At 64.7% G+C, this 25109-nt stretch carries 22 protein-coding genes and 2 pseudogenes; 10 read left to right on the top strand and 14 right to left on the bottom strand.

Annotation, left to right across the window (positions count from 1 at the left end):
* Window positions 1-32 precede the first annotated feature (32 nt).
* The 3 genes from QX073_RS07970 (at window position 33) to QX073_RS07960 (ending at window position 2868) form a co-directional block, all read left to right on the top strand.
* Window positions 33-632 (top strand): DUF6088 family protein, encoded by a 600-nt coding sequence (locus QX073_RS07970; protein WP_316225550.1) that lies wholly within the window; start codon window positions 33-35, stop codon window positions 630-632.
* Window positions 625-1659 carry a nucleotidyl transferase AbiEii/AbiGii toxin family protein gene (locus tag QX073_RS07965; protein WP_316225549.1) on the top strand — a complete coding sequence of 345 codons (1035 nt, stop codon included), beginning with the start codon at window positions 625-627 and terminating at the stop codon, window positions 1657-1659. The genes QX073_RS07970 and QX073_RS07965 overlap by 8 nt, the downstream gene beginning before the upstream one ends.
* Window positions 1660-2160: 501 nt before the next feature.
* Complete coding sequence (locus QX073_RS07960; protein ID WP_316225548.1) at window positions 2161-2868, top strand: restriction endonuclease; 708 nt, start codon at window positions 2161-2163, stop codon at window positions 2866-2868.
* Between the two features lie 951 nt (window positions 2869-3819).
* On the opposite strand, the gene QX073_RS07955 is transcribed toward QX073_RS07960, so the two are convergent.
* On the bottom strand, window positions 3820-4563 hold the full coding sequence (locus QX073_RS07955) for a hypothetical protein (protein ID WP_316225547.1): 744 nt from the start codon (window positions 4561-4563) through the stop codon (window positions 3820-3822).
* Window positions 4564-4655: 92 nt separating this feature from the next.
* On the opposite strand from QX073_RS07955, the pseudogene QX073_RS07950 reads away from it, so the two are divergent.
* From QX073_RS07950 to QX073_RS07940, 4 genes and pseudogenes are all read left to right on the top strand, one after another.
* A pseudogene (locus tag QX073_RS07950) lies at window positions 4656-4742 on the top strand (IS5/IS1182 family transposase); the annotation flags it as partial.
* 306 nt (window positions 4743-5048) lie between these two features.
* Window positions 5049-5363 (top strand): helix-turn-helix domain-containing protein, encoded by a 315-nt coding sequence (locus tag QX073_RS34400; RefSeq protein WP_410052271.1) that lies wholly within the window; start codon window positions 5049-5051, stop codon window positions 5361-5363.
* The gene (locus QX073_RS07945) at window positions 5288-6349 is read left to right on the top strand and encodes a tyrosine-type recombinase/integrase (protein ID WP_410052361.1); all 1062 of its coding nucleotides are present in this window, start codon (window positions 5288-5290) and stop codon (window positions 6347-6349) included. The genes QX073_RS34400 and QX073_RS07945 overlap by 76 nt, the downstream gene beginning before the upstream one ends.
* A 38-nt stretch (window positions 6350-6387) precedes the next feature.
* Window positions 6388-7458: pseudogene (locus tag QX073_RS07940) on the top strand (ComEC/Rec2 family competence protein); the annotation flags it as partial.
* A 389-nt stretch (window positions 7459-7847) separates the two neighbouring features.
* Here QX073_RS07940 and QX073_RS07935 read toward each other — a convergent pair.
* From QX073_RS07935 to QX073_RS07920, 4 genes are all read right to left on the bottom strand, one after another.
* Window positions 7848-8288, bottom strand: coding sequence for a hypothetical protein (locus QX073_RS07935; RefSeq protein ID WP_315711618.1), 441 nt, complete (start codon window positions 8286-8288; stop codon window positions 7848-7850).
* 274 nt (window positions 8289-8562) lie between these two features.
* Complete coding sequence (lexA, locus tag QX073_RS07930) at window positions 8563-9261, bottom strand: transcriptional repressor LexA (RefSeq protein ID WP_172109545.1); 699 nt, start codon at window positions 9259-9261, stop codon at window positions 8563-8565.
* A gap of 205 nt (window positions 9262-9466) precedes the next feature.
* Window positions 9467-10678: a gephyrin-like molybdotransferase Glp gene (gene glp / locus QX073_RS07925; protein WP_316225545.1), complete on the bottom strand. Its 1212-nt coding sequence runs from the start codon at window positions 10676-10678 to the stop codon at window positions 9467-9469.
* A 216-nt stretch (window positions 10679-10894) separates the two neighbouring features.
* Window positions 10895-11512: an alpha/beta hydrolase gene (locus QX073_RS07920; RefSeq protein WP_315750917.1), complete on the bottom strand. Its 618-nt coding sequence runs from the start codon at window positions 11510-11512 to the stop codon at window positions 10895-10897.
* Between QX073_RS07920 and QX073_RS07915 the strand changes: the two genes are divergently transcribed.
* Window positions 11511-11774, top strand: a complete 264-nt coding sequence (locus tag QX073_RS07915) for a hypothetical protein (RefSeq protein ID WP_315750918.1) — start codon at window positions 11511-11513, stop codon at window positions 11772-11774. The genes QX073_RS07920 and QX073_RS07915 overlap by 2 nt on opposite strands.
* A gap of 26 nt (window positions 11775-11800) precedes the next feature.
* Here the strand turns inward: QX073_RS07915 and QX073_RS07910 are convergent, their stop codons facing one another.
* The 3 genes from QX073_RS07910 to QX073_RS07900 form a co-directional block, all read right to left on the bottom strand.
* Entirely contained in the window at window positions 11801-12169 is a 369-nt protein-coding gene (locus QX073_RS07910; protein WP_315750919.1) for a hypothetical protein, read from the bottom strand.
* Between the two features lie 458 nt (window positions 12170-12627).
* Window positions 12628-13257 carry an HAD family phosphatase gene (locus QX073_RS07905; protein WP_315750920.1) on the bottom strand — a complete coding sequence of 210 codons (630 nt, stop codon included), beginning with the start codon at window positions 13255-13257 and terminating at the stop codon, window positions 12628-12630.
* Between the two features lie 45 nt (window positions 13258-13302).
* Window positions 13303-14439, bottom strand: coding sequence for an alpha-hydroxy acid oxidase (locus QX073_RS07900; protein WP_316225544.1), 1137 nt, complete (start codon window positions 14437-14439; stop codon window positions 13303-13305).
* A 420-nt stretch (window positions 14440-14859) separates the two neighbouring features.
* Between QX073_RS07900 and QX073_RS07895 the strand changes: the two genes are divergently transcribed.
* On the top strand, window positions 14860-16194 hold the full coding sequence (locus tag QX073_RS07895; RefSeq protein ID WP_315827483.1) for a S41 family peptidase: 1335 nt from the start codon (window positions 14860-14862) through the stop codon (window positions 16192-16194).
* Between the two features lie 241 nt (window positions 16195-16435).
* On the opposite strand, the gene QX073_RS07890 is transcribed toward QX073_RS07895, so the two are convergent.
* The 5 genes from QX073_RS07890 to QX073_RS07870 all read right to left on the bottom strand — a co-directional run bounded on the left by QX073_RS07890 (window position 16436) and on the right by QX073_RS07870 (window position 23575).
* Window positions 16436-19147 carry an EAL domain-containing protein gene (locus QX073_RS07890; RefSeq protein WP_316225543.1) on the bottom strand — a complete coding sequence of 904 codons (2712 nt, stop codon included), beginning with the start codon at window positions 19145-19147 and terminating at the stop codon, window positions 16436-16438.
* Between the two features lie 152 nt (window positions 19148-19299).
* Window positions 19300-19794 carry a cyclic pyranopterin monophosphate synthase MoaC gene (gene moaC / locus QX073_RS07885; protein WP_316165272.1) on the bottom strand — a complete coding sequence of 165 codons (495 nt, stop codon included), beginning with the start codon at window positions 19792-19794 and terminating at the stop codon, window positions 19300-19302.
* A gap of 2 nt (window positions 19795-19796) precedes the next feature.
* Window positions 19797-20615, bottom strand: a complete 819-nt coding sequence (gene trpC / locus QX073_RS07880) for an indole-3-glycerol phosphate synthase TrpC (RefSeq protein ID WP_316225542.1) — start codon at window positions 20613-20615, stop codon at window positions 19797-19799.
* Between the two features lie 16 nt (window positions 20616-20631).
* Window positions 20632-21645, bottom strand: coding sequence for an anthranilate phosphoribosyltransferase (gene trpD, locus QX073_RS07875; RefSeq protein ID WP_315711632.1), 1014 nt, complete (start codon window positions 21643-21645; stop codon window positions 20632-20634).
* Between the two features lie 22 nt (window positions 21646-21667).
* Window positions 21668-23575 carry a peptidylprolyl isomerase gene (locus QX073_RS07870; RefSeq protein ID WP_316225595.1) on the bottom strand — a complete coding sequence of 636 codons (1908 nt, stop codon included), beginning with the start codon at window positions 23573-23575 and terminating at the stop codon, window positions 21668-21670.
* A gap of 222 nt (window positions 23576-23797) precedes the next feature.
* Between QX073_RS07870 and tpiA the strand changes: the two genes are divergently transcribed.
* A complete protein-coding gene (gene tpiA / locus QX073_RS07865; RefSeq protein ID WP_315750930.1) occupies window positions 23798-24553 on the top strand; it encodes a triose-phosphate isomerase in 756 nt (251 codons plus the stop codon).
* Window positions 24554-24580: 27 nt separating this feature from the next.
* Here the strand turns inward: tpiA and QX073_RS07860 are convergent, their stop codons facing one another.
* Window positions 24581-25108: a GNAT family N-acetyltransferase gene (locus tag QX073_RS07860; protein ID WP_315711635.1), complete on the bottom strand. Its 528-nt coding sequence runs from the start codon at window positions 25106-25108 to the stop codon at window positions 24581-24583.
* Window position 25109: the final 1 nt, after the last annotated feature.

The following is a 25109-nucleotide window of genomic DNA, read 5'->3' as shown; positions in this document are numbered from 1 at the left end:
TTGTACTACATTTCTGACAGAAGGGATGAACGATGCAATCAGTTGCCGAACTCATTTTGAGCCATGCCCGGTCACTGCCGGAAGGTGCTCTGATCAGCGCCAAGGAACTTCTGTATCTCGGTACTCGTCAGGCCGTCGACAAGGCTTTGAGCCGGCTTGAGAAGCGCAGGGAACTGATGCGCCTTGGCTGGGGTCTCTATGTGCTGCCGGTCAAGACGCGATTCGGCACGCGCGCGCCTGCACCTGAAAAAGTTGTCGAGCAGCTTGCGGCGACCCGCGCGGAAACCATCGTTCCGCACGGGGCCGCCGCCGCCAACACGCTCGGTCTGACGACGCAGGTCCCGACCAAGCTTGTCTATCTCACCTCAGGCCGGAGCCGAGAGTTCAAACTTGGCGCGCAGATCATCGAGCTCAAGCAGGCGCCGCAATGGATGCTGCTGCCAACGAATCCTGCCGCTGGACAGGTTGTCCGTGCGCTCGACTGGCTTGGCCAGAAACACGCCGTCCGAGCCCTGATCGCACTTAAACAGACACTGCCGGAAAACACCTTGCAGGAACTGGTCGCGCTGAGGCCCGCGCTGCCCGGCTGGATGTCCAAATCCATCAGCCAGAATCTAGTCGCCCATGGCTGACCAAATCGCGGCTGAACCGCCGCCGGAATCCTATGTCACTCTGTCGCGCGAGGACCGGCTCGCGGCGCTCGGCGTTGCCGCCACCGTCTCGGGCCGTGCCGCCCATCTGCTAGAGAAGGACATTTGGGTGGTTTGGGCGTTGCAGGGGCTTTTCGAATCTGAATTGGGGGAGCACCTCGTCTTCAAGGGCGGCACGTCACTTTCCAAGGGCTACGACATCATCCAGCGTTTCTCGGAAGACGTCGATCTGACTTATGACGTACGCCAGATCATTCCTGAGCTTGTCACCGGCAATCCACCGCTTCCCGCGAACAACAGCCAAGCCAAAAAATGGACCGAGACCGCACGCGAGCGGCTGAAGACGTGGGTCAAGGACACCGCGCTTCCCGTGCTTGAGCAGCACGCCAAAGCGACCGGCGCCGATGTCACGTTCCGGGTCGAGGGTGACGTCATCTATATCGACTACGACCAACTCGCCAAAGGCACCGGCTATGTCCCGCCATCGGTGAAGCTGGAGTTTGGTGCCCGCTCGACCGGCGAGCCTGCCGAGACCCGCGATATCAGCTGCGATGCCGCTCCCTTCGTCTCCGGCGTGAGCTTTCCCACGGCCGCCCCGCGCATCATGTTGCCGAAACGCACCTTCTGGGAGAAAGCCACGGCCGTCCACGTGTTCTGCCTGCAGGGCCTCGAAGAGGGCGACCGGTTGTCGCGCCACTGGCACGATCTCGTTCGGCTTGATGATGCGGGCATCGCCGACGAAGCGCTGGCAGATAGTGCTCTCGCCCGCGAAGTTGCCGATTGGAAATCCAAGTTCTTTCGCGCGCGCGACCGGGATGGCAATCCCATCAATTACCATGCGGCCGTCACCGGCGGGCTTCAATTGGTGCCCGACGAGGTGACCCGCAAGGAACTCGAAGCCGACTACAAGAAGATGGCCGAAGACGGTATCCTGCCGGACGATGCCGAGCCGTTCGACGAGCTGATGAAGCGCTGCGAACAGCTTCAGCAACGCGCCAACAGCCGATAACTCAATCTCGTCCTTGCCGCCGCGCGTGCAGAATGAGCAGCTCGACGACGCCAGCAAGCGCCGATTAAGCGACTTCGAGGCGCATGGTTGACAACGCTTGAGTGCCCGGACCCGCCGAATTTTTCCAGACATACGAGCGCACTGAACGCGCGACCCATCCCGCTCTTGATCGCAGGAACCGGCATCGATCGTCACGGTGCAGGTCGCATAATTTGTAACACGTTCGTTTCATCAATTAACTGATTCTCTAAAGTTGCATCACGGCAGCCATCGTTCGGTCGCGCCAATCGCGGCCGTCTGCGCGTCCATCAGTGACGGAGGAGGCGGACGCATCTCTTGCTACCGGAACGAAGAGAGGACTTGCGTCAGAGCCCACGAACGGTGCGACGCGTCAGACGAAAGGTCGTGATTTGTGCAACTGGTTGGAGGAAACCAGAGACGTTGGTGGCAAGCCGATTCATCATTACTTGCTGACTGTGCGAGATTGTTTCGGGGGCTTTTATGGTTGCATGGCGGCAGTACCAGGAACATACAGCAGCGCTGTTTCGCGAGCTGGGCTGCGAGGCTGAGACCGATAAGGAGGTGCAGGGCGTGCGCGGGAGGCATCTTGTCGACGTCTCGGTGCGGTTTTCCCGATTTGGCCTTCACCAGCATTGGATCGTCGAGTGCAAATATTGGAAGAGTGCTGTACCGAAGGAGAAAGTGCTCGCACTCAAGTCCATCGTAGAAGACACCGGCGCTGATCGCGGCATTTTGGTATCAGAGTCCGGGCACCAGGCTGGCGCTATCGATGCCGCGCGGCTGACAAATATCACGCTTATCTCTTTGGAGGACTTGAGATCCGCCGCCCGCGCCGATTTGCTTTCACTTGGCCTGTCGCAGGTTCACAAACGTGCCGCTCAAATGAAGGGTTATGTATTCTCGCTTTGGGAGACCACGAAGCATTCGGCAGGTTATTTCGAGAGCAGAATCAGAGCGGAGGTCGACGGCGCACTGGCTTTGAGAATCGGCGGTGCCGTCTCGATACTCGGCATGGGTGTTGAACAGGCAATGCTTGGGCGATTTCCAGCTCCGCTTCCTGTTTTGAACGACAGCGATAGGATCGTGCGCGCGAATAGCCTTAATGAATTTGTTGCGGCAGCTTCTGAGCTTCTTGACCGGCTTGATGTTCAGATTGCTGAACTGAAACAGGGACAAGCGTCGCCATAATGGCGCGTCCGCTCGGCGGACAGGGCTTTACTCCCGCCGCTTTCACGGCTGTCGCCAAGCCTTGAGGTCTCGGCCTCCGGGTGACAATCCCTCGCGCGAGCACATGTATTGGGGCGCTCGCCGGAGGTCTTAGAAGATATTCATTGCGTTCGGGACGCAGCCGCCGGCTTGGTCAGATCGCAACTTGCACCGAATGTCGGTATCGGTGGTTGCGCCTCGCCGTTTCGAACCGAGTGGCCGGCATCTTTGCCGGCGACGGATCGCGTACGAATGGCCGTCTTTGACGATCTATCGAAATTGGATGTACGAGTTAGGCTGCTCTCCGGGTAAGAAAACAGGGCCTCCAAGATAGTGGGTTTCGCGATGTAGCGGACACCTGACTCAATCCCCCCGGCGCCTCTAGATGGGGCCTCCTACATGTTCGGTCGCATGCGGCGTCCTGCCGCACTGTTTTCAGGCGGAGTGATCGCCTCCGGCCCGGGGGGGGAGCGACCTTTGGCCGATGCCAGTTCGGACAACCTGGAAAGGCTATTGCGGTTCAATAACTCCCTTAGCTGTTTTTTGTCCGAATACACTTTGAAAGTATTGAGTCGCCGAAACCCTTCCAAGCTGACGTTCTCGCGCAGGTTTCGTCGGTCGCGATATAACTATGGGCCATATACGTAGCTATGGTCGCGCGGCTCGAAGATGCTGGGGCAGGTGAGTCAGACCATCGATGGGTGACCGCTGTAGGAGCGTCTCGGTCGCGCTTTCGAAATGCGCGCGCCCGCGCGGGGCTCGTTTTCAACCTGGACAGTATCGGAATATGTCCGTTGATTGGGGCAGACCAGAAGTGGCGGGTCGGTGGTCGATACGACCCGAACAGCCCTTAACGGACGTTGGCTCCGCGCAAACCTAGGGCGTAAGCGGAAGGCGCTGCCGTTTTTGAAGTTCAGTTAGACCAAGAGACCTTCAGGGATAGAGCGCCGCAAACTGACTGATGATGTTTTCCACTTTTGTCGAGAGCTGGATGATGGTCGGGACGACCTCGCGGCCAGCCAATGGAAATGGTGTGCCGTTGGCCGTGGTAAGGGGAAGGTTAAGAGAGAACGTTCCGTGATAGGGTCTGCTGGTGGAAACGTACGGCTCAAGGTAGCTGTCCACTGGGACCCGTGCCCCATCGCGGAGGCTGACCTTTTGGCCCTGCACAAGGCCGCTGGGCCCGGCGTAATCAGGCATCCCAACCATGTCGGCGGCCGGTATGAGCATTTGGTGCTTGTCGATGATATCAAGATCGTGGACCGCCCTAAGGTCGTCGTCTCCGCCCGGATACGGTTGAAGGGCATGGACGAGCGCCTGGGCCCGCTGGCTCGCCCGGTCCATGTGCCGCCTAGTGAACATCTGCTGGAAATCGCTCTGCGTCTTTGAAAACGGGAAGTAGACATCGTCGTCGCTTTGATTGTTGAGCCTGACGAGTTCACACGCCAACAGGTCAAGAGAGGCGCGGAGATTATGAATCGCGTCGCCCTGGATGGCCGAGAACTCAGCTGGCATCGGCTCCCTGACGCGGACGCACCAATACTTCCGGCCGTTATCCAGCTCGACTACGATGTAAAGCGGGGTTCGCAGCAGAAATGCCCGTATCACCTCTACGGGGCTTCCGACATGGGTACGTGACCGGACGATCTTGAGTCTGGAGGCATCGAAATTGGCCATTGCCCTTCCCCGAGGTCGTGTGGACTCTTGGGACTCTCAAATCAGATGGAACGTGATTCAAGACTTTCTTTTAGGAGAAAGTCTTGGGTGTCATGGACCGGCTCGTTTTGAGGGAGGCGCAATGGGATCGTATCTCCGGCTTCATTATCGGTCGGCCGGACCAGAGCGGTTCGACGGGCTGCACGCCAAACCGCCGGCCGCAAGTATCTTTACGCTCCACTGCGACAGCTCGACTTTCTGACTTCCGTGCTGCGCTTACTCCTTGTTTTCGTTCGATCGAGAGATTGGCGGAGTGGCTATGGACGAGGAACAAGAAGAGCCTCGTCCGGCCTATGACAACGATCTAGCTCCGGTCGGTGGGTTTAACCTGCGGGTTCCGCGGATAGCAGCAGCTCGGACATTGCGAGTAAAAACTGCGCTGCTTGGCGTAAGCGTGCAGCCCGTTGCGCACTGCTAGGCGATGATGTTAGGTTTTGGGATGCATCGTGGAATTGTTCGATCTCAAAGAAGCAGCGAAGCGGCTCGGTGTTTCTGTCGATCATGTGCGGGCGCTTGTCGATGATGGCCGCTTGCGATACGTCAACATCGGCCGCGGCAGTAAGCGCCCGCGCTATCGCTTCGCCGACGCGGATTTGAACGAGTTCATTGAGGCTAACCGCGCGCGCGAGGAAGCTCGGTGTCCGTCTTCAAGGTCAAGAAAAGTCCGTACTACCAGTTCGACTTCGTGCTCCGTGGCCATCGGTTTTACGGCTCAACGGAATGCACGGTCCGCAAAGAAGCCGAAAAAGTCGAGGCCGTAGAGCGAGAGAAGGCCAAGGAGCTCGTGAAGGCAATGAAGCGGTCGAAGGCTTCGTTGCTGCTTGACGATGTCGCAGCGAGGCTCTGGAACGAACAGGCCCAATACGATGCTGATCCTGACGCCACGGAAACAAACTTTGCGCGGCTCGTTGACTATTTTGGCAAATCGAAATCGCTGACGGAAATTGACCACGGTGCGGTCAAGAAGATGGTTGCTTGGCGTCGCGGACACCGGATCAAGGGCCGGGCAGAAGCGCCACTGATTTCGAATGGCACTGTCAATAGGTCGAGCACGAAGGTGCTGCAGCGGCTCTTCTCTTTCGCGAAGGCAGAGGGGGCGCAGTTCGATCGCGAGCCCAAATGGACAGAGCTTCTGCTCCCTGAGCCCGAGGAGCGGGTCCGGGAGCTTCAGGAGGAAGAGGCGTTGGCGTTCGAGGGCGCCATGCGGACGGATTATGAGCCGTTCTTCGAGTTCGTTCGGGCGAGCGGCATGCGGCAGAAGGAGTGCATCACGCTGCGCTGGTCCGAAGTGAATTTCGCGACGCGCCAGATCGTTCGGCTTGGGAAGGGTGGCCGCCGCGTGGTCTTTCCGATTACAGAGTCGATCCGGGAAATTCTGTTTCCGCTCCAGGGGCAACACCGAGAGCGCGTCTTCACCTATGTTGCCGTTTATGGAAACCGGCGTTTGGGCAGGGTGCGTGGCGAGCGTTACCCGCTAACTATCAATGGAGCGAAGTCCGCGTGGCAGCAGATGCGGGCTAAGGCGGGCGTGAAGGACTTTCGTTTCCATGACTACCGGCACGACTTTGGCACGAAACTCCTGCGTGCGACCGGCAATCTCAAGCTCGTGCAGAAGGCCTTGAACCATCGCGACATCAAGAGCACGCTCCGCTACGCCCATGTCCTTGATGCTGATGTGGCCAGTGCGGTGGAAGCTGTGGCGAAGTCCCGGAAAAAGTCCCGGACTGCGACCCGAAAAGCAAGCTAACACACTGATTGTGTTGTTAGATTGTAATCATGGCGACAAGCTTCCAGATGTCGTTCGCGGCAACGCTCGGCCTGGTCGCGCTGGTGCAGTTCGGCCTGCCCAGACTGTTCGCGACGCCGGACAGCTCGACCACCCAGCGCATCGCGCTGTGGGGCGGCCGCGAGCTTGCGATGCTGTTGCTGGCCTCGCTGATCGCGGGGCTCGCGACCACGCCCTATGCCGCCTTCCATTTCCATCGCGTCACGCCGTATGGCGTGCTCGCCAATCTCGCAGCGATGCCGGTCGTCTCGGCGCTGGTGATGCCGGCCGGCCTGATGGGCCTCGTGGCGGCGCCGTTCGGGCTCGACGGTCCCTGGTGGACGCTGATGGGCCTCGGCATCGACTGGATGATCGCGGTGACGCGCTGGGTGGCGGCGCTGCCCGGCGCGGTCGGGCGCATCCCGGCCTTCGGCATCGGTCCACTGATCCTGGCCAGCCTCGGTGTCATCCTGATCGGCCTGCTGCGCACACCGCTGCGCTGGTCGGGCGCCGTGGGGCTCGTGGTGGCCACCGCGTGGGCCGCCGCGACGCCGCTGCCCGACGCGCTGATCGCCGGCGATGGGCGCGCGGTGGCGGTGCGCGGCCGTGACGGGCGTCTGCATGCGATGCGCATCGGCAAGGACGTGTTCGCCACCAAGGAGTGGCTCGCGGCCGACGCCGATGCCCGGCTGCCGGCGGATTCATCGCTCACCGATGGCGTCTCCTGCGACGAGGCGGGCTGCGTGGTCGCAATGGCCGACGGCCGATTCGCCGCCCTGACCCTGCGCGCCGAGGCGCTCGCCGATGATTGCGCCCGCGTCGCGCTCATCGTCACCGCGCGCGCCGCGCCGTCATCCTGCGCGGCGGCCGTCATCGATCGCGAGCGGCTGCGGCAGCAGGGCGCCTTGATGCTGGTGCGGCAGGGCAGGAGCTTCGCCGTCACGCCGGCGCGCGCCGGCGGCACCGACCGCCCATGGTGGCCGGCGCCCGCCGAGGCCGGCGAGTTCGACACGACGCTGACGCCGCGCGCGCCGGCCGCGCGGCCTCAGGACGCGACGCCGCCGGAGACGGAGCAGGGCGAGGAAGACTGAGTGCCGGGCAGCTCGAGCGTGCCGAGATGATACTCGGTGTCGCCAGGTCCATGTTGCCAAGTCCATCGAACCGCGAGGGGCTTTCGGCCAGCGTGAACGCAGCGCGCGGATAGCGTTGCCAGATGGCGATGTCGTCAGCCCTGTCAGCCATCCGAACACAAGCATATCGCAGCCGGGCTCGGTGATCCCGGCGGCCTTGTTCCAATCGATCTTGTTGACCACGGCGGCAGGCTCCCCCGGCACATCATGCCGGCCGAGGGATGTCGTTCCTATCCGATGCGATGCCGGGGCGTGAGGTTCGCCCGAGAGGACTTTGCGCTTGCAGAACCCAAATCTCCCACGGTCGAAAGCTCGCTCACGACCGAGAGAAATGCCGATGCGGAGACCCCTCAGGTGATGCTGATGCGGCGAATCGGTGTGGCCTGCGAAGGCGGCACGTCCTCGGCGATGTCCGGGCGTCGCTCCGCCGGCTGCTTGCTGACCGGCAATTGCAGCACGGTGACGCGCTGGCCCTCGCAGAGCTGGGTCACCAGCACGTGGCGGCCGTCGGCGAATTCGATCGCGTCGTGATGGCGATCGGGAATGTGAGTCTCGATGCTGTTGAACTTTGCGACGCGCTCGCGGATCGTCCGGGTCCAGAGCCAGCGGCTGTCGTAGCGGACGTCCTCGGCGAAGGCCAACTCGGTGCCGGGCAGCATGCAGACTGCGACGGTCGGCTCGCTCTCCAGGGCGAAGCCGCGGGTGGCGGTGCCACGGAAGGTCATCGAGATCAACGTCTCGCCGACCTTGGCGGGACGGGACGCAACCGCATGGAGGCTGTAGTCACACATCGGATCGCTCCTCGTTGAGAGATAGCCGACCCACGCTCCCCCCGGACAGGCGCAGGCCTCTATCAGAGTGGACATCGATGGTGATGTTAGCGCGCGCTTCGCGGCAATTCTGCGCTGATCTGCATCGCGTGTGCCCGCGGCCGATCACAAGCGTTTGAGCATGCCGCGCTGCACATCATGAGGTGCATTCGCGCGTGACGTATTTTGCTGGGCAGCCTCCGATCGGCGGCGAAAGCGCGTGCGCCCGCCGCCCATCGACCGATCCCATTCGCGATCAGTACTTGCGGTACAGCCCGACCAGCTTGCCTTGGATCTTCACCCGGTTCGGCGGCAGGATGCGTACCTCGTAGGCGGTGTTGGCCGGCTCCAGCGCGATCGATGCGCCGCGGCGGCGGAAGCGCTTCAACGTCGCTTCCTCATCGTCGATCAGCGCCACCACGATGTCGCCGGTGTCGGCGGTCTCGTTGCGTTGGATCAGCGCCATGTCGCCGTCGAGGATGCCGGCATCGACCATGGAGTCGCCGCGTACCTCGAGCGCATAGTGATCGCCGTTGCCGAGCATGTCGGCAGGCACGCTGATGGTGTGGCTGCGCGTCTGTAGCGCCTCGATCGGAGTACCGGCGGCGATGCGGCCCATCACCGGCACTGCGACGGGGCGCTCGCCATCGTCCAGCGCGGGAGTGCTGGTGCGCACCTTGCCGAGATTGCCCTCGATCACCGATGGGGTGAAGCCGCGGCGGTTGTTGGCGGCCTGTGACAGCTCGGGCAGCTTGATCACCTCGATCGCGCGGGCGCGGTTGGGCAGCCGGCGGATGAAGCCGCGCTCCTCGAGCGCCGTGATCAGGCGATGAATGCCGGACTTCGAGCGCAGATCGAGCGCATCCTTCATCTCGTCGAAGGACGGCGGCACGCCGGCTTCCTTGAGCCGCTCGTTGATGAACCGCAGAAGTTCGTACTGTTTGCGCGTCAGCATCTCGACCTGGTCCCCGGTTTGTTGTCGTCCGAGTCCAGGAGCTGCGCCTCGCGCACAAACCGGCTGAGAGCGCCCTGGAGTCGGACCGTCATCGCGTCGCCCGCAACATACTAAAAACAAATCATGAACGGACACTATATGTTCGATGTGTGTTCCGCAATCCTAAAAATATGATGAACAGACCGGGCTTTACCGGGGAAGCGGCTCAGTTCGGCAGGCGCAGGATCTCGCACGGGCTGCCGGCAGGCGCCTTCGGCGCAAACGCCGGCCGGATCACCACCGCCTGCGAGAGCGCGAGATTCCCAAGCAGCGACGAATCCTGCTGGCTCACCGGGGTCGCAACCAGCGTGCCGTCGGCGCGCTCTTCGAGCCGCGCCCGCAGATAGTCCTCGCGCGAATCGTTCGGCCCGAGCTCGCGGCCGAGCAGGGCGGTCTCGCGCGGCATCACGGCCTCGTCGCGGCCGAGCAGCCGCCGAATCAGCGGCACCAGGAACAGGAGGGCGCAGACATAGGACGACACCGGATTGCCGGGCAGTCCGATCACCCTGACGTCGCCGAGCCGTCCGTGCATCATCGGCTTGCCCGGCCGCATCGCGATCTTCCAGAACGCCATCTCGACGCCCTCGGCTTCGAGCGCCTGCTTGACCAGGTCGTGATCGCCGACCGAGGCGCCGCCGGTCGTGATCAGGATGTCGGCCTTGGCCTCTCGGGCCCGGCGGATGCCGGCGATCGTCGCCTCCATCGTATCCGCGGCGATGCCGAGATCGATCGGGGTCCCGCCCTCGTTGCGCACCATCGCCCGCAAGGCGTAGCCGTTGGAATAGACGATCTGGCCCGGGCCGGGTGTCGAGCCCGGCATCACCAGCTCGTCGCCGGTGGCGAGCAGCGCCACCTTCGGCCGGCGCCGCACCGGCAGCGCCGGATGATTCATGCTGGCCGCCAGCGACAGGTCGCGGTCGCTGAGCCGGCGCCCGGACTTCAGCAGCACCATGCCCTGGTGAAAGTCGACGCCCGCCGGCCGGATATGCCGGCCCTTGATCGCGGCCTCGGTGATCACGACGTGGCCATCTTCGGCGATCGTGTCCTCCTGGATCACCACCGCGTCCGCGCCCTCCGGAACAACGCCACCGGTGAAGATCCGCGCCGCCTCGCCGGGTCCAACCACGCGATCGAACGGCCGCCCCGCCGCAACCTCGCCGATGATCTTCAGCCGCGCCTTGGCCTGGGCGGCGTCCGCCGCGCGCACGGCATAGCCGTCCATCGCCGACATCGCCTCGGGCGGCTGCGTCCGCAGCGCCGCGATGTCCCGCGCCAGGATGCGGTGAAACGCTTCGTCCAGCCCGACCTGCTCCTCGGCCAGCGGTTCGGCGCCGGCGAGCACGGCGGACAACGCATCAGACACCGGCATCAGGGCCATGGGATTTCCTTCGGACGGAGACGGCAGATCGAATGAATCGCCTTCTAACCGAACGCGCACGGCGCGGCCAAGGGCCTAGGCCGCTCCCTGCGTTCTGACCGTCTGCTGTGGGCCGTTTCCGGGCCGCTGCCTCACGATCGCGCGAGAAAGTCCGCAATCAACCGCATGACCTCCTGCGGACGTTCCAGGCTCGGCAGGTGCGCCGTTCCGGCCAGCTCATGTCCTGACCCCGTTCGGCATTGTTGCGGCGAGCAGCCTGCTTCGCTGCTGGATGTGAGGAAAGTCCAAGTCCCCCCGGATGACGAGCGATGGCGCGACGATCTCCGCGAGGCGTGGGAAGGCTGGTGCCACATCGAGAGTCGCGCCGGTTGGCGGCGCGCGGAGTGCGGCGGCGTTCTTCTTCAGGAACGTCTCGCGCGGCTCGCCGGAGATGCGTCCCTCGCGCTGCAAGGGACCGTCGACCCACAGATGCGCCTTGATAGCGCTGACCCGATCCCAATCCTGTGCGGCCTCGGCAGCGGCCAACGACGCCGTTAGCGCCTTGATCTCCGGTGGATAGACCGGCTCCGGCGCGCCGCTGATCGAAGGTGCGATCAGCACCAGCGATGCCATACGTGACGGATGGCGAAGCGCGAAGTCGAGCGCGATGCGGCCTCCTTGCGAGCAGGCAATCAGCGTCGCCGGCCGCGCCGGCGCGAGCGCGTCGACGACGGCGAGCAGGTCCTCGACCGGAGAATGAGCTTCCTCATAGGCGACCGTCTCACCAAATCCGCGCCGGTCATAGGCGATCGTCATATGCGTTGCCGCGACGCCCTCGATCTGCACGCGCCACATGGACGAGCATTGGACCGTGGACCAGCCGATCTACGATCCCAGCACGATCGACTGCCCGGTTCTCGTGCTCGCGACGGAATGGGATGTGGATGTCCGCTTCGGGATGGCGCACGACCTGTTCGTTCGCCTCGTGAGCGCGCCATACAAGCGCCTGGTCGAGATCGGGCAGGGCACGCACATGATCCTGATGGAGCGGAATCGACGGCAGGCGTTCGACGTGGTGATCGGATTTCTCAACGAGCGCGTCGTGCCGGCGCGTTGATCGTCGCGCGGACGACCTGCACCGCGTCAGAGCGGATGCCGAATCCAGACATTCGGCTCGACATAGGCGGCATGGTCGTGCTCGACCGACGCGAGCACGGGCACGAGAGCACCGGGGACCTCGATCTCGCCCGAGCTGTCGAAGGTCACGCCGGTCCATTGCGACCAATCGGCGAGCGTGCCGACGATGGTCATCGAGCACGGCGCGATCTTGACGATCTCGCCGCCGATGCCGATGCGCTTAGGCGCCGGCTCGTCTGCGGCCAGCGGATGTGGCGGGAGACGGGCCGGATGGCGCCGTTGCCGGCGGTCGCATTTAGGATTCGCTTTTTCGGAAAAAGCTGCTATGCTGATTTGGTCCCGTGCTCGACAGGAGGGGCGCTTCGCGATCGTCACGGACGTGGAGCGCGGGATGCGGTGGCCGCGACGTGTCGCAGCGTGCCCTGATGGCGCGCGGACGAACGGCATGGCGCGGACGTGAAGTCGCGTGGTCCTGGCATCCCGAAGCTGATGCCAAGCCGAAGGGTGCTGATGATCCCGTCGGCGACGGTGGCCAACAAGCCGGGCACCGGGGAGATCGCGTATAAGCGTGAAGACCATCGCGCAGGGAATGCCGGATGTCGGCTGGACCTGTGGTGACTGCCGCCTGCTTTTTTTCTGCAGGCGGGCCATGGGTTGCGGCCTGCAGCCCGGCATTCCCTGCGCCCTCCGATTGGAGGAGGGTGAAATGAGAGCAGCAAAGCTCGGGCACATCGTGTCGCGAGAACAATTTTGCACGAGTGGGCACCGTCATTGCGAGCGCAGCCTTTCAGAACGTCACGCCGCCGGCCATGACGCACCCTTGCGCGACGCGATCAGATCCCGAGCGCCTCCAGCGCCGCGGCGATGTCGGCCGTCGAGCGCACCAGCACCGCCTGCAGCCCGCTCGTTCGCGCGCCGTCGATGTTTTCAGCGAGATCGTCGAAGAAAACGATCCGCTCGGCCGGCGCGCCGATCGCCCGCACCACGTGATCATACGCCTCGGCATCCGGCTTTCGCAGGCCGATCGACGACGACAGGAAGATCTCGCGAAAGTGACCAAGCAGGTCGGCATAGCGCGGCGAGAAGTGATCGATGTGCGGCTGGTTGGTGTTGGAGAAGGCATAGAGCGGCAGTCTCGAAGCCGCGCGTGCGAGCAGCGGGGCGATGCCCGGCATCGGGCCGACGAAGATCGCGTTCCAGCCCTCGAGAAACTGCGCGTCGGTGATGTCGATGCCGAGCTGCCGGCGCAGGTTGGCGAAGAACGCGGCATCGGAGACGGTGCCGCGCTCGTGCCCGTGATAGATCTCGTCGCGCACGAAGCGCGCGGCGATGCGCTCCGGCGGACAGCCGGCATGCGCTGCCCAGCGCGAGACAACCTGGACGAAATCGATGTCGATGACGACGCGGCCGAGGTCGAACAGCAGCGCGTCGGCGGCGCCGGGGCGGAGAGCGGAGGCGGGCATGGGGCGGGTCGACGATGCCTTGCGTGGGACGGAAGCGGCGCCTCCTCAATACCGGTAGGGCTCGATGTCGACCAGCGGAAACGCGCTGACCACGCTCGGCAGGTTGGTGGCGGCCGCCGGATGCAGATAGGACGCGTTCAGCTCCGCGAACGAGGTGACGCCGAGCAGGCCGAGCGCGCGGATGACCTCGTCCTCCAGCAGCTCGAGCATGCGCAGGATGCCGTCCTCGCCGGCCGCGGCGAGCGCCCAGCATTGCAGCCGGCCGATGCCGACGAGGTCGGCGCCGGAGGCGATCGCCTTGACGATGTCGGTGCCGCGGCAGAAGCCGCCGTCGACCATGATCTTTGCCCGGCTCTTCACGGCGGCGACGATCTCTGGCAGCACATGCATGGCTCCGCGGCTATGGTCGAGCTGGCGGCCGCCATGGTTGGAGACGTAGATCCAGTCGACGCCGTGATCGACCGCAATCTGCGCGTCCTCGGCGGTCGCGATGCCCTTGATGATCAGCGGCAGCTTGAACTTGTCCTTGATCAGCTTGACGGTGTGCCAGCTCAGCGCCTTCTGGTGGTCGCCGCCGGTCGCGCGCAGCCGGCTTTCGCGGACGTAGCGCTTGGCGATGTCGCGCTCACGCCGGCTGTAATGGGCGGTGTCGACGGTCAGGCAGAACGCGGTGTAGCTGTTGGCGACCGCCCGGCTCACATAGTCCTCGACGAAGGCGTCGTCGCCGCGGACATAGAGCTGGAAGATTCGCAGCGCGTCGGGCGCGGCCTCGGCGGTCTTCTCCAGCCCGGGTTCCGACACCGAGCTCAGCATGTGCGCGGCTCCGAATCGGCCCGCCCCACGGGCCACGCTGGCCGCCCCTGCCGGATCGAAGATTTCGAGCGCACCGACCGGGGCCATGACCACCGGCAGGCGCAGCTTGCGGCCGAAAGTTTCGACCGAGGCGTCGACCCTGGACACGTCGCGCAGCACGCGCGGACGGAACGCGATCTCGTCGAGCGCCATCCGGTTCCGACGCAGCGTGGTCTCGGTTTCGGCCCCGCCGATGATGTAGTCCCAGGCGTTCTGGTTGAGCTGGGCGCGCGCCTTGCGGATGAGCTCGTGCAGGTTCTGGAACTTCTCGTCGCTCGAGCCGAGTTCGACGTTCCGCCACCCGGCCTCGATCGGGGTCCGTTGGTTCATGTTTGCCTCCCAGCGACTGTCATGCTTGCGGTTTTGCTGCGGAGCATTGCCCATCGAGCGGGCCGGGAGCAAGCCATTCCGAACTCGAGCTTCCCGGGCGCGCGCGGGGAGCGGCGCCCCGCAGGCCCAGGCCATCAAATCGCGGCGTGGTACACGGCTCGTCGAATTGTGATCATGGGTGTCCGTGAAAGACGGGGTATGTTCAGCCGGGCCCGGCGCCGGCGCAGCCTTGAGCTTGATTTCAGCCTGTGAACGTCCATTTCGGATGCGAGCGCCGGCGGTCGGGCCCCGGTACGGCGGCGCAATATCGGCCTTGAAGAAACCGGAAATGTGGTGTGTGTTCGCAACACAAATCGCGCCGGCGATGCGTGCGGACCATTTGATCGGCCGGCCATCCAACAAACGCTCGGGAAGCAAACAATGCGAAAAAACTGGCTGTTCTTGGCGGGCACGATGACCGGCGTCGGGCTGACCCTGATGGTCACGGGTCCCGACGGCGCGCAACTCGTGGCCAAGGCCAAGGCCGCGGCCGGCATGGCCGACACCTATTCGCAGCTCAATCTGTTCGGCGCGGTGTTCGAGCGTGTTCGCGCCGACTATGTCGAGAAGCCGAGCGATCCCGCGCTGATCGAAGGCGCCATCAACGGCATGGTGTCCTCGCTCGATCCGCATTCGCGCTACATGAACGACAAGTCCTGGCGCGACATGCAGGAGACCACGTCCGGCGAGTTCGGCGGACTCGGTCTCGAGGTCACCATGGAGGAGGGCCTGGTCAAGGTCGTCGCGCCGATCGATGACACGCCCGCGTCCAAGGCCGGCGTTCTCTCGGGCGATCTCATTGCCAAGATCGACGGCGAGGCGGTGCAGGGACTGACGCTCGAGCAGGCCGTCGCCAAGATGAAGGGCGGCGTCAACACCAAGACCAAGCTCACCATCATGCGCAAGGGCAAGGACGCACCGCTCGACGTTACGCTGACGCGCGAGATCATCAAGGTGCGCCCGGTGCGCTATCACACCGAAGGCGGCGACATCGGTTATATCCGCATCACATCCTTCAACGAGCAGACCACCGAGAGTCTGCGCAAGGCGGTCGCCAGCATCTCCAAGGAGATCCCGCAGGAGAAGCTCGCCGGCTACGTGGTCGACCTGCGCAACAATCCGGGCGGGCTGCTCGATCAGGCCGTGTCGGTCTCCAGCACGTTCCTGCCGCGGGGCGAGGTGGTCTCCACCCGCGGCCGCAATCCGGAGGAGACGCAGCGCTTCACCGCGCGCGGCGGCGACCTCACCAAGGGCAAGCCGCTCGTGGTGCTGATCAATGGCGGCTCGGCCTCTGCGTCGGAGATCGTGGCCGGCGCGCTGCACGATCACAAGCGTGCGACCCTGGTCGGCACGCGCTCGTTCGGCAAGGGCTCGGTGCAGACCATCATTCCGCTCGGCGCTGGCAACGGCGCGCTGGCGCTGACCACGGCGCGCTACTACACGCCGTCGGGACGCTCGATCCAGGCGCAGGGCATCGCGCCGGACATCGAGGTCAAGCAGGACGTGCCGGACGAGCTGAAGGATCGCGGCGATCTCAAGGGTGAGGCCGGCATGCGCGGCCATCTCTCCGCTGCCGACGGCACCGAGCAGACCGGCTCGCAGTCCTACGTTCCGCCGGACGAGAAGGACGACAAGGCGCTGCACGCCGCATTCAACGTGCTGCGGGGCGTCACGGTGAACGCCGACGTCCGCGCCAAGGCGGCGGTGCCGAACTGATCTGCGAAGCGGGCGGGTGCGCGGCTCGCGACGCGCGATGCTCACACCCGACGGGGCGGCCCTGAGGCCGTCCCGCCGTGGTTTTCGACCAGTGTGTACAGGCGAACACGGAGTATGTCCGTCTGTGTCCCGTAGATCATGGCGGAGCCGTGGACTTCAAGGCACGACCAGTCGGCAGGGTTTGAATCTGGCTTGCGGAAAAGCCTCAAATTGCAACGGTATTTATCGGTTCGGAACCGGCTCAGGCGGCGTCCGAGCGCGAATGGCGGCCGGATGAGGGATTGGCGCGCTGCGCAGCGAACAATTGCCGCACGTCGGCTGCGGGCTTCGGAGGGCTGAACAGATAGCCCTGCATCTCCGAGCAGCCGAGCCGCTTCAGCACCTGCCGCTGCGCCTCGGTCTCGACGCCCTCGGCGGTCGTCGACATCTTGCGGATGGCGGCGATGTTGACCACGGCCTGGACGATCGCCGCGGAACCCTCGCTATCGGTGATGTCCTTGACGAAACAGCGGTCGATCTTGATCTTGTCGAACGGAATGCGCTGGAGATAGCTGAGGCTCGAATAGCCGGTGCCGAAATCGTCGAGCGCGATGCGGACGCCGAGCGCGCGCAACTGGTGCAGGGTGTCGAGCGCGTCGTCGTCGCGGATCAGCACCGCTTCGGTGATCTCGAGTTCCAGCCGATGCGGCGGCAGGCCGGAGGTCGCAAGTGCATTGGCGACCTTGAGCGCCAGGGTGCCGCTCTTGAACTGCACCGGCGAGACGTTGACGGCGAGCCGGATGTCGTCCGGCCAGCTCACCGCCTCGGTGCAGGCGACCTGGAGGACGCGTTCGCCGAGCAGGTTGATGAGGCCGGTGTCCTCGGCGATCGGAATAAACTCGGCCGGCGAGACGGCGCCGCGGGTCGGATGCCTCCAGCGCACCAGCGCCTCGCAACCGACGATGCGGTCGTCCTGCAGGCTCAGACAAGGTTGGTAGTAGACCTCGAGTCGATCGTCGGCCATGGCCTGGCGCAGGTCGACCTCGAGCTGGTGGCGCGCCTTGATCTGGGCGTCCATCTCGGGCTCGAAGAAGCGCCAGGTGCGGCGTCCCGCGGCCTTGGCGGCGTACATCGCCAGATCGGCGTTCTTCATGATCTGGTCGAGATCGGTGCCGTGCTCGGGGATCAACGCCACGCCGATCGAGGCGTCGGTCGTGAGCTGATGGCCGAGGCAGTCACGCGGGGCGCGGATCGCGCCGAGAATATCCTCGATCAGCTGTTCGACATCCTCCCGGTTGCGGATCGCCGTCTGGACCACGGCGAACTCGTCGCCGCCAAGGCGGGCGACGAACCCTGCGCTGCCGACACAGGCGCTCAGGCTCGCCGCGACGGATTTCAACAGCTCGTCGCCGATGAGGTGGCCGAGCGAATCGTTGACGCCCTTGAACTCGTCGATGTCGATGTAGTGCAGCGCGAGGCGCCGGCCGTGGGGGACGCCGGTCAGCTCCTCCTTGAGGCGCTCGTGGAACAGGGTGCGGTTCGGCAGATCCGTCAGGGCGTCGTAGTGCGCCAGATGCGTGATCTGCTCCTCGGACCGTTTGCGCTCGGTAATGTCCTCGTGGGTGGCGAGCCAGCCGCCGCCCGCGATCGGCTCGTTGACGATCTGGATCCAGCGACCGTCCGTGGTCTCGATGATCTGCGAGGTCTTGCGGCCGATGTCGCGCAGCACCGCATCGGCATATTCGACGTCGTCGCCCGCCAGCGAGCCGGTGGCCTTGCGGTGCGCGATCAGCGCGCGAAACGTGCAGCCTGGTTTCACGACGTCGGCAGACAGGCCGTACATGTCGACGTAGCGCTGGTTGCTGATGACCAGGCGCTCCGATGCATCGAACAGCAAGAGGCCCTGGGTCATGTTGTTGACGGCCTTGTCGAGCCGTTCCTTCTCCAGCGTCAAGCGGCGGCTGGAGGCGTCGTGGTCGCTGATCAGCCGGCGCACCACGACGTAAAGCATGCCGGCGATCAGCAGGACCGACGTCACGCCGACGGCGATCAGGAAGCGCATCTGCTCGCGCCAGTCGGCGAGCGCCGCCGAGACCGTCGTCGTCGCGGTCACGATCAAGGGATAGCTCGTCAGCCGGTGCGATGCGCCGATGCGGTGCTCGCCGTCGACGGGGCTGCTGAAAATGCCCGTGGTGTTGCCATCGCCGGCCAGGATCTGGCGGAAGATCGGCGCGCTCTTGTAGTTCTGGTTCTGCATGCCCTCATGGCGTGGATGGCGAGCCAGAAGGGTTCCGTCGCGATGCATCATCGAGATCGCCGCGTCGGGCCCGAGCGCGACCGAGGCGAAGAACCGCTCGACATTGATGGGTTCGAGACTGCGGCTGATGATGCCCAGGAACTCGCCGTTGGGACTGGTCAGTTTCAGGGCGATGACTGCGACATATGTGCCGGTGATCCGGCCCACCACCGGCTCGATCAGCAGTTGCGGCGCGGTCGGATCGGATTTCAGCCGCTTGAAAAAGGTGCGATCGGCAATGTTGACGGGCGGCACCGGCCAGGCCGCTCCGGAGTTGATCAGGTTGCCGTCGGAGTCGAAGATGTTCAAACCGCCGACATAGGTCACCGCGCTCAGCTTGTCCTTCAGCATGGCATTGACGGCGGCGCTTCCCATCTGCTCCTTGAAGCGGGCGCCGCTGTCGATGTGGTTCTGTCGGACGTAGTTGGCGAGATCGCGCTGGATCGCGCCGAGATCCTCCATCTGCTGATCGAAATGGCGCGCCAGCAGAAGGACGGTGTTCTCCAGCTCACGCGTCGCGCTGTTCAGCGCGCGTTCCCGGAAACTGTCGGCCATGATGGTCGTACCGATCGCGATGGCTGCAATCAGCACGAGGCCTCCGCCGACCAGCCAGCGGATCGGTCCACCGCGGTCGGTCGAAGCTCTGAGGGCATTCCCTGGACTAGCGTTGGTCGTCATCGGTCCTGAATACGCTTGCGATCGGCGCTTCGGGATGGAACCGCTACGATGTCCCTCCCACAACCATTGCTATCGGTCCGCAATGGAAGTGAGGTTAGGAAGTTGAGTTAGCGAACAATTAATTCGAAGTTGTATTTGGCTTCGTAATCTCTTCAGGCGCGATAGTGCCCGGACTTGCCGCCGATCTTTTCGGTCAAGCGGATACCTTCGATGCGTACGCCGCGCTCGGCCGCCTTGATCATGTCGTAAATGGTCAGGCAGGCGACGGACACGGCCGTCAGGGCTTCCATCTCCACGCCGGTCGGCCCGGTCACCTTGACGGTGGCGCTGACGAGGCAGCCGGGTAGCGCGGCATCGGGCGTGATGTCGACGGTGACCTTGGACAGCGCCAGCGGGTGGCACAGAGGAATCAGCTCGGAGGTCCGCTTGGCGGCCATGATGCCTGCGATGCGGGCAGTGCCGAGCACGTCACCTTTTTTGGCGTTGCCGGACAGGATGAGCTCAAGCGTCGCCGGGCTCATGACGACGCGGCCCTCGGCGGTCGCGGTTCGCTCGGTCGCGGCCTTGTCCGACACGTCGACCATGCGGGCTTCGCCGCGGGCGTCGATGTGGGTGAGGGCGGGAGCGTCGGGCGACTTGTCGGCCATGGTCACTCAGCCGCGCTGGCGGAGGCGGCATTGCGCGCAAGCAGCGCGCGCGTCGCCGCCCTGACGTCCGCCTGCCGCATCAGGCTCTCGCCGACCAGGAAGGTCTGGATGCCGACGCGCGCCAGGCGCGCGAGATCGGCCGACGTGAAGATGCCGCTTTCGCCGACCAGAAGACGCTCGACCGGGACCAGCGGCGCCAGCGCTTCGGAGGTCGCCAGCGTGGTCTCGAAGGTTCGCAGGTTGCGGTTGTTGATGCCGATCATCGGCGAGCGCAGCTTCAGCGCGCGATCGAGCTCGGCGCGATCATGGATTTCGATCAGCACATCCATGCCGTGGGCGAGCGCGGCAGCCTCGATGTCCGCAGCGGCGGCATCGTCCAGCGCGGCCATGATGATGAGGATGCAGTCGGCGCCGTGAGCACGCGCCTCGATCACCTGGTAGGTGTCGAACATGAAGTCCTTGCGCAGCACGGGCAGGGCGGTCGCGGCCCGCGCGGCGACCATGAAGTCGAGATGGCCCTGGAACGACGGCGTGTCTGTCAGCACCGACAGGCAGGCCGCGCCGCCGGCCTCGTAGGCCTTGGCAAGCACCGGCGGATCGAAATCGGCGCGGATCAGTCCCTTGGACGGCGAGGCCTTCTTCACCTCGGCGATCAGCGCGTAGTCGCCGTTCGCATGCTTGGCTCGGATCGAGGCAACGAAGCCGCGCGGCGGCGAAGCGTCACGCGCGCGGGCCTCGAGCTCCGGCAACGGGCATGCCCGCTTGGCGGCCGCGATCTCCTCGCGCTTATACGCTTCGATCTTGGTCAGGATGTCCGACATGGCACGCTCCGGTGGATCAGCTGTTGGAGACCTCGATCAGCTGCTTCAGCCGCGCCGCCGCGGCGCCGCTGTCGAGCGAATCCCGGCCGATTGCGACGCCTTCCTTCAGCGTCTTGGCGCGTCCGGAAACGACCAGGGCCGCCGCGGCGTTCAGCAGCGCCACGTCGCGATAGGGGCTCGGCAGGCCGTCCAGCACGCTCTGCAGGGCCACCGCGTTGGCTTCGGCGTCGCCGCCCTTAAGACCGTCGCTGCCGCACAGGCCAAGCCCGGCCTCTTCGGGCGTGACCTCGAAGGTGCGGATATGACCGTTCTCCAGCGCGGCGACAAAGGTCGGGCCGGTCAAGGTGATCTCGTCGAGCCCGTCGGAGCCGTGCACGACCCAGGCGGCCTCCGAGCCGAGATTCTTCAGCACGTGGGCCAACGGCTCGACCCATTGCCGCGAGAACACGCCGACCATCTGGCGCCTGACGCCGGCCGGATTGGACAGGGGACCGAGCAGATTGAAGATCGTGCGGGTGGCGAGCTCGACCCGGGTCGGCCCGACGTTCTTCATCGCCGGATGATGCGCGGGCGCGAACATGAAGCCGATGCCGGCCTCGCGCACGCAGCGCCCGACCTGGTCAGGCTTCAGGTCGATCTTGACGCCGAGCGCGGCGAGCACGTCGGCGGCGCCGGAGCGGGACGACAGTGCGCGGTTGCCGTGTTTGGCGACCGGCACGCCGGCGCCGGCCACGATGAAGGAGGCGCAGGTCGAGACGTTGACCGAGCCGGAGCCGTCACCGCCGGTGCCGACGATGTCGACCGCGCTCGCCGGCGCATCGACGCGCAGCATCTTCGCCCGCATCACGCTGACGGCGCCGGTGATCTCCTCGACCGTCTCGCCGCGCACGCGCAGCGCCATCAGCAGCGCGCCCATCTGCGACGGCGTCGCCTCGCCCGACATCATGCTGTCGAAGGCGGACGCCGCCTCCTCGCGGGACAGCGGCGCGCCGGTCGCCACCTTGCCAATGATCGACTTGAGATCGTCCATCACGCGTGCCCCTAGCAAACCGTCACTGATTGTTGCCGCCGACCACCTGGGCCACCGCAGCCTCGTTGATCGTCGTCCCGATGTCTTTCTCGAGCTTCATGACATAGGCCGTGCCTTGCTCGTCGGCGAGCGCGCGCTGCAACTGGTCCTTCAGCTTCTTGGTATCTTCGGACGCGAGGTCGACCTTAGGCTCGATGATGTCGGTGACACGGAACACAATCCACCGCCGGCCGCCATCAGCCTCGGTCTGGCCGACGCCGTCCTTCGCCGTGCGGAATGCGGCGGTGATCGCGCCGGTGGGGACGCCGGGCACCGAGGCGTCGCGCTTGAACGCACTGGCCGTCTCGACCTTCACGCCGAGCGATGCCGCCTCGTCGGCGAGCTTGCCGCCCTCGCTGAGCTTCTTGACCAGCTCGGTGGCCTTTGCGCGCAGCTTGGTGGCGACCTCGTCATCGCGCCAGCGCGCGGCGACCTGATCCTTGACCTCGTCGAGGGGGCGATCGCGCGGCGGGGTGATGCCGAGAACCTCGAACCAGACATAACCGCCGCGGAACGAGATCGGCTCGTTGTCGACACCGACATCGCTGGTGAAGGCCTGCGCAACGACATCGAGGCCAAGCGGGATGTTCGAAACGGGCTGGCCGTTGGGGTGCTTGCCGGACCTGTCGACGGCTTCGAGCGTGATGGCATTGAGACCGAGCTTCTTGGCTGCCTCGGCGACGCTGGCGCCACCGCCGCGCTCGTCTTCCATCTTGTCACGAAGATTGGCGACTTGCGACTTGGCGCGGTCGGCTGCGATCTCCTTCTTGATGTCGGCAGCGACGCTCTCATATTCGGGCTGCTGGCCCGGCTGAATCGCGCTGACCTTGACCAGCGCCACGTTGAATGCGCCCTTGACGGGCTGGCTGACCTCGCCGGTCGGCAGCGAGAAGGCGGTATCGGCAACGACAGGGTCGAGAATCGCCGATTTCGTCACCAGACCGAGATCGAGATCGGCTGGGTTGAGGTTGCGCTCCTTGGCGAGTTCGTCGAACGTGACTTCACCCGAGGCGATCCGGGCGCGCGCCGCTTGTGCCTCCTCCATGGTGGAGAAGGTCATCTGCTGGACTTGGCGCTTCTCCGGCGTGCCCATCAGCGCCTTGCGCTGGTCGAACAGCTTCCTGGCGTCCTCGTCAGATACGTCGGTCCACTTGCCGATCTCTTCGGGCGTCACCACGACGAAGGAGATCTTGCGATATTCCGGCGCCTTGAACTGGGCTTTGTGCTCTTCGAAATAGGACGCGAGAACCTCGGGCGAGAGCGCATCGATGGTGCCGGCCTGCGCCGCGTCGAGCTTGATGTAATCGATCGAGCGCTGCTCGCTCTGGAAGCGGCCGAGCGCCTCGAGCATCGTGTTGGACGGCTCCAGCCCGGCCGCGATCGTGCCGGTGATCTGCCGCCGCAGCGACTGTCGGCGCTGGTCAGCCAGGTAGCGCTGCTCGGTGAAGCCGAAATTGCGGATGATGGCCTGGAAGCGCTGCGGGTCGAACGCCCCGTTCGGGCCCTTGAAGTTGGGATCGCTGAGGATCACCCGCATGGTCTCCGCATCGGACTGGGCGAGACCGAGACGGCGAGCCTGCTCATCGAGGGCGGCTTCCGCAATCGTCTGCTGCAGCACGGAGCGGTCGAGCCCGAACATGCGGGCCTGCTCGGTGGTCAGCGGACGACCGAGCTGGCGGCCGATCTGCTGCAGCCGGTCGGTATAGATCTGCCGGAACTCGTTGACCGAGATCTCCGTGCGTCCCACGGTTGCAGCCGTCGACTGCCCGAAGCCGCGGAAGATGTCGGCGATGCCCCAGATGCCGAAACTGACGATCAAAACGCCCATGACCACCGCCATGATGGTCTTGCCGAGCCAGTTTGATGAGGCCTTGCGTAATCCTCGAAGCATGGGTCCAGTCTGTCTGCAGGAAAAAGGATGAAGAGGCCGCGCCTTAAAGCAGATTCCGCAAAAGGCCGTCACCGAGTTGAAACGGCTTATAAAGAGGCGGCCGCCCGGTCGCAACCTCGGCCCTGAGGCCGATTGAAGCGGTGGGAAGACGGCTCCCGCTCTGGTGCTCGTCGAAGGGCTCTGCTAGCCGATGTCTGTCACAACATTTGCTGGAATCCCGCCATGACCGACCGCATCCGGCCGCTGATCGCCGGCAATTGGAAAATGAACGGCCTGAAGGCCTCGACCGCCGAGTTCGACGCCATGCTGGCCGGAGCCGCCGAGGTCACCGGAAAGGCCGACCTGCTGGTCTGTCCTCCCGCCACCCTGGTGGCAGGCTTCGCCGAAAGGGCGCGCGGCTCCCACGCGATCGCGGTTGGCGCTCAGGATTGCCACCCCAAGGCGTCGGGAGCCCATACCGGGGACATTTCGGCGGAGATGCTGGCCGATGCTGGCGCCACCGCCATCATCGTCGGCCATTCCGAGCGGCGTGCCGATCATGGCGAAAGCGATGTTGTGGTGCACCAGAAGACCGAGGCGGTGTGGCGCGCCGGGCTGGTCGCGATCGTTTGCGTCGGCGAAACCCAGCAGCAGCGCGATGCAGGGCAGACGCTCGACATCCTGCGCGGCCAGCTCAACCTCAGCCTGCCGCAGGAATCACGGGCCGGCAACCTGGTCGTGGCCTATGAGCCGGTTTGGGCGATCGGCACCGGCCTGACCCCGACTGCCAAGGATGTCGAGCAGATTCATGCCTTTATCAGAGAGCTGCTGATCGATCGCTTCAAGCAGGAGGGAGCGCGGACGCGCATCCTCTATGGCGGCTCGGTGAAGCCCTCCAATGCGGCCGAGCTGATGGCGGTCGCGAATGTCAACGGCGCGTTGGTCGGCGGCGCCAGCCTGAAAGCCTCAGACTTTCTCGCCATTGCGAAGGGCTGTTGAGAAGCAACGTGAGCGAAAGCGCACGCCTCAGTCCGCCTGTTCGATTCGCTTCCAATAGATCTTCGTGCCGGTAAGGCCGCCATGCGGCTTCAAGGCATAGTCCGGAATGGTTCCGCTCAGCTGGAAGCCGACGCTTTCATAAAGCCGTGAGGCGCCCCCATCCTCGGCGGTATCGAGGACCAGCATCGTCCGACCGTGCGCGCGGGCGAGGTTTTCGGCCGCGCGCAGCAGCGCGGTCGCGATTCCGCGTTTGCGGTGGCTGATGCGCGTCATCATCTTTGCGATCTCGGCGCGGTGCGGCTGGTTCGGCGGCAGCTTCAGCTGCAACGTGACGGTCGCAATCACATCCTCGCCGTCGAAGGCGCCAAGAACGGCTCGTTCGCCGCGCGCCGCGGCCGAAAGCGATTCCCGCCAGAAGGCGTCGGCATCCTCCTCGCGAAGCGGGTGCATGAAACTGACCGAACCACCATCGGCGACCGTTTCGATCAGCATGGCGCGAAGCGCGCTTCGCACGACCGGTGTGTCCGATAGGGATGCAATTCGAATCGCGGACATT

Origin of the sequence: Bradyrhizobium sp. SZCCHNS3052 (assembly GCF_032484495.1) — a bacterium.
Lineage (GTDB): Bacteria > Pseudomonadota > Alphaproteobacteria > Rhizobiales > Xanthobacteraceae > Bradyrhizobium.
The sequence above is the reverse complement of the archived record's forward strand: the minus strand, read 5'-3'. Positions and strand labels throughout refer to the sequence as shown.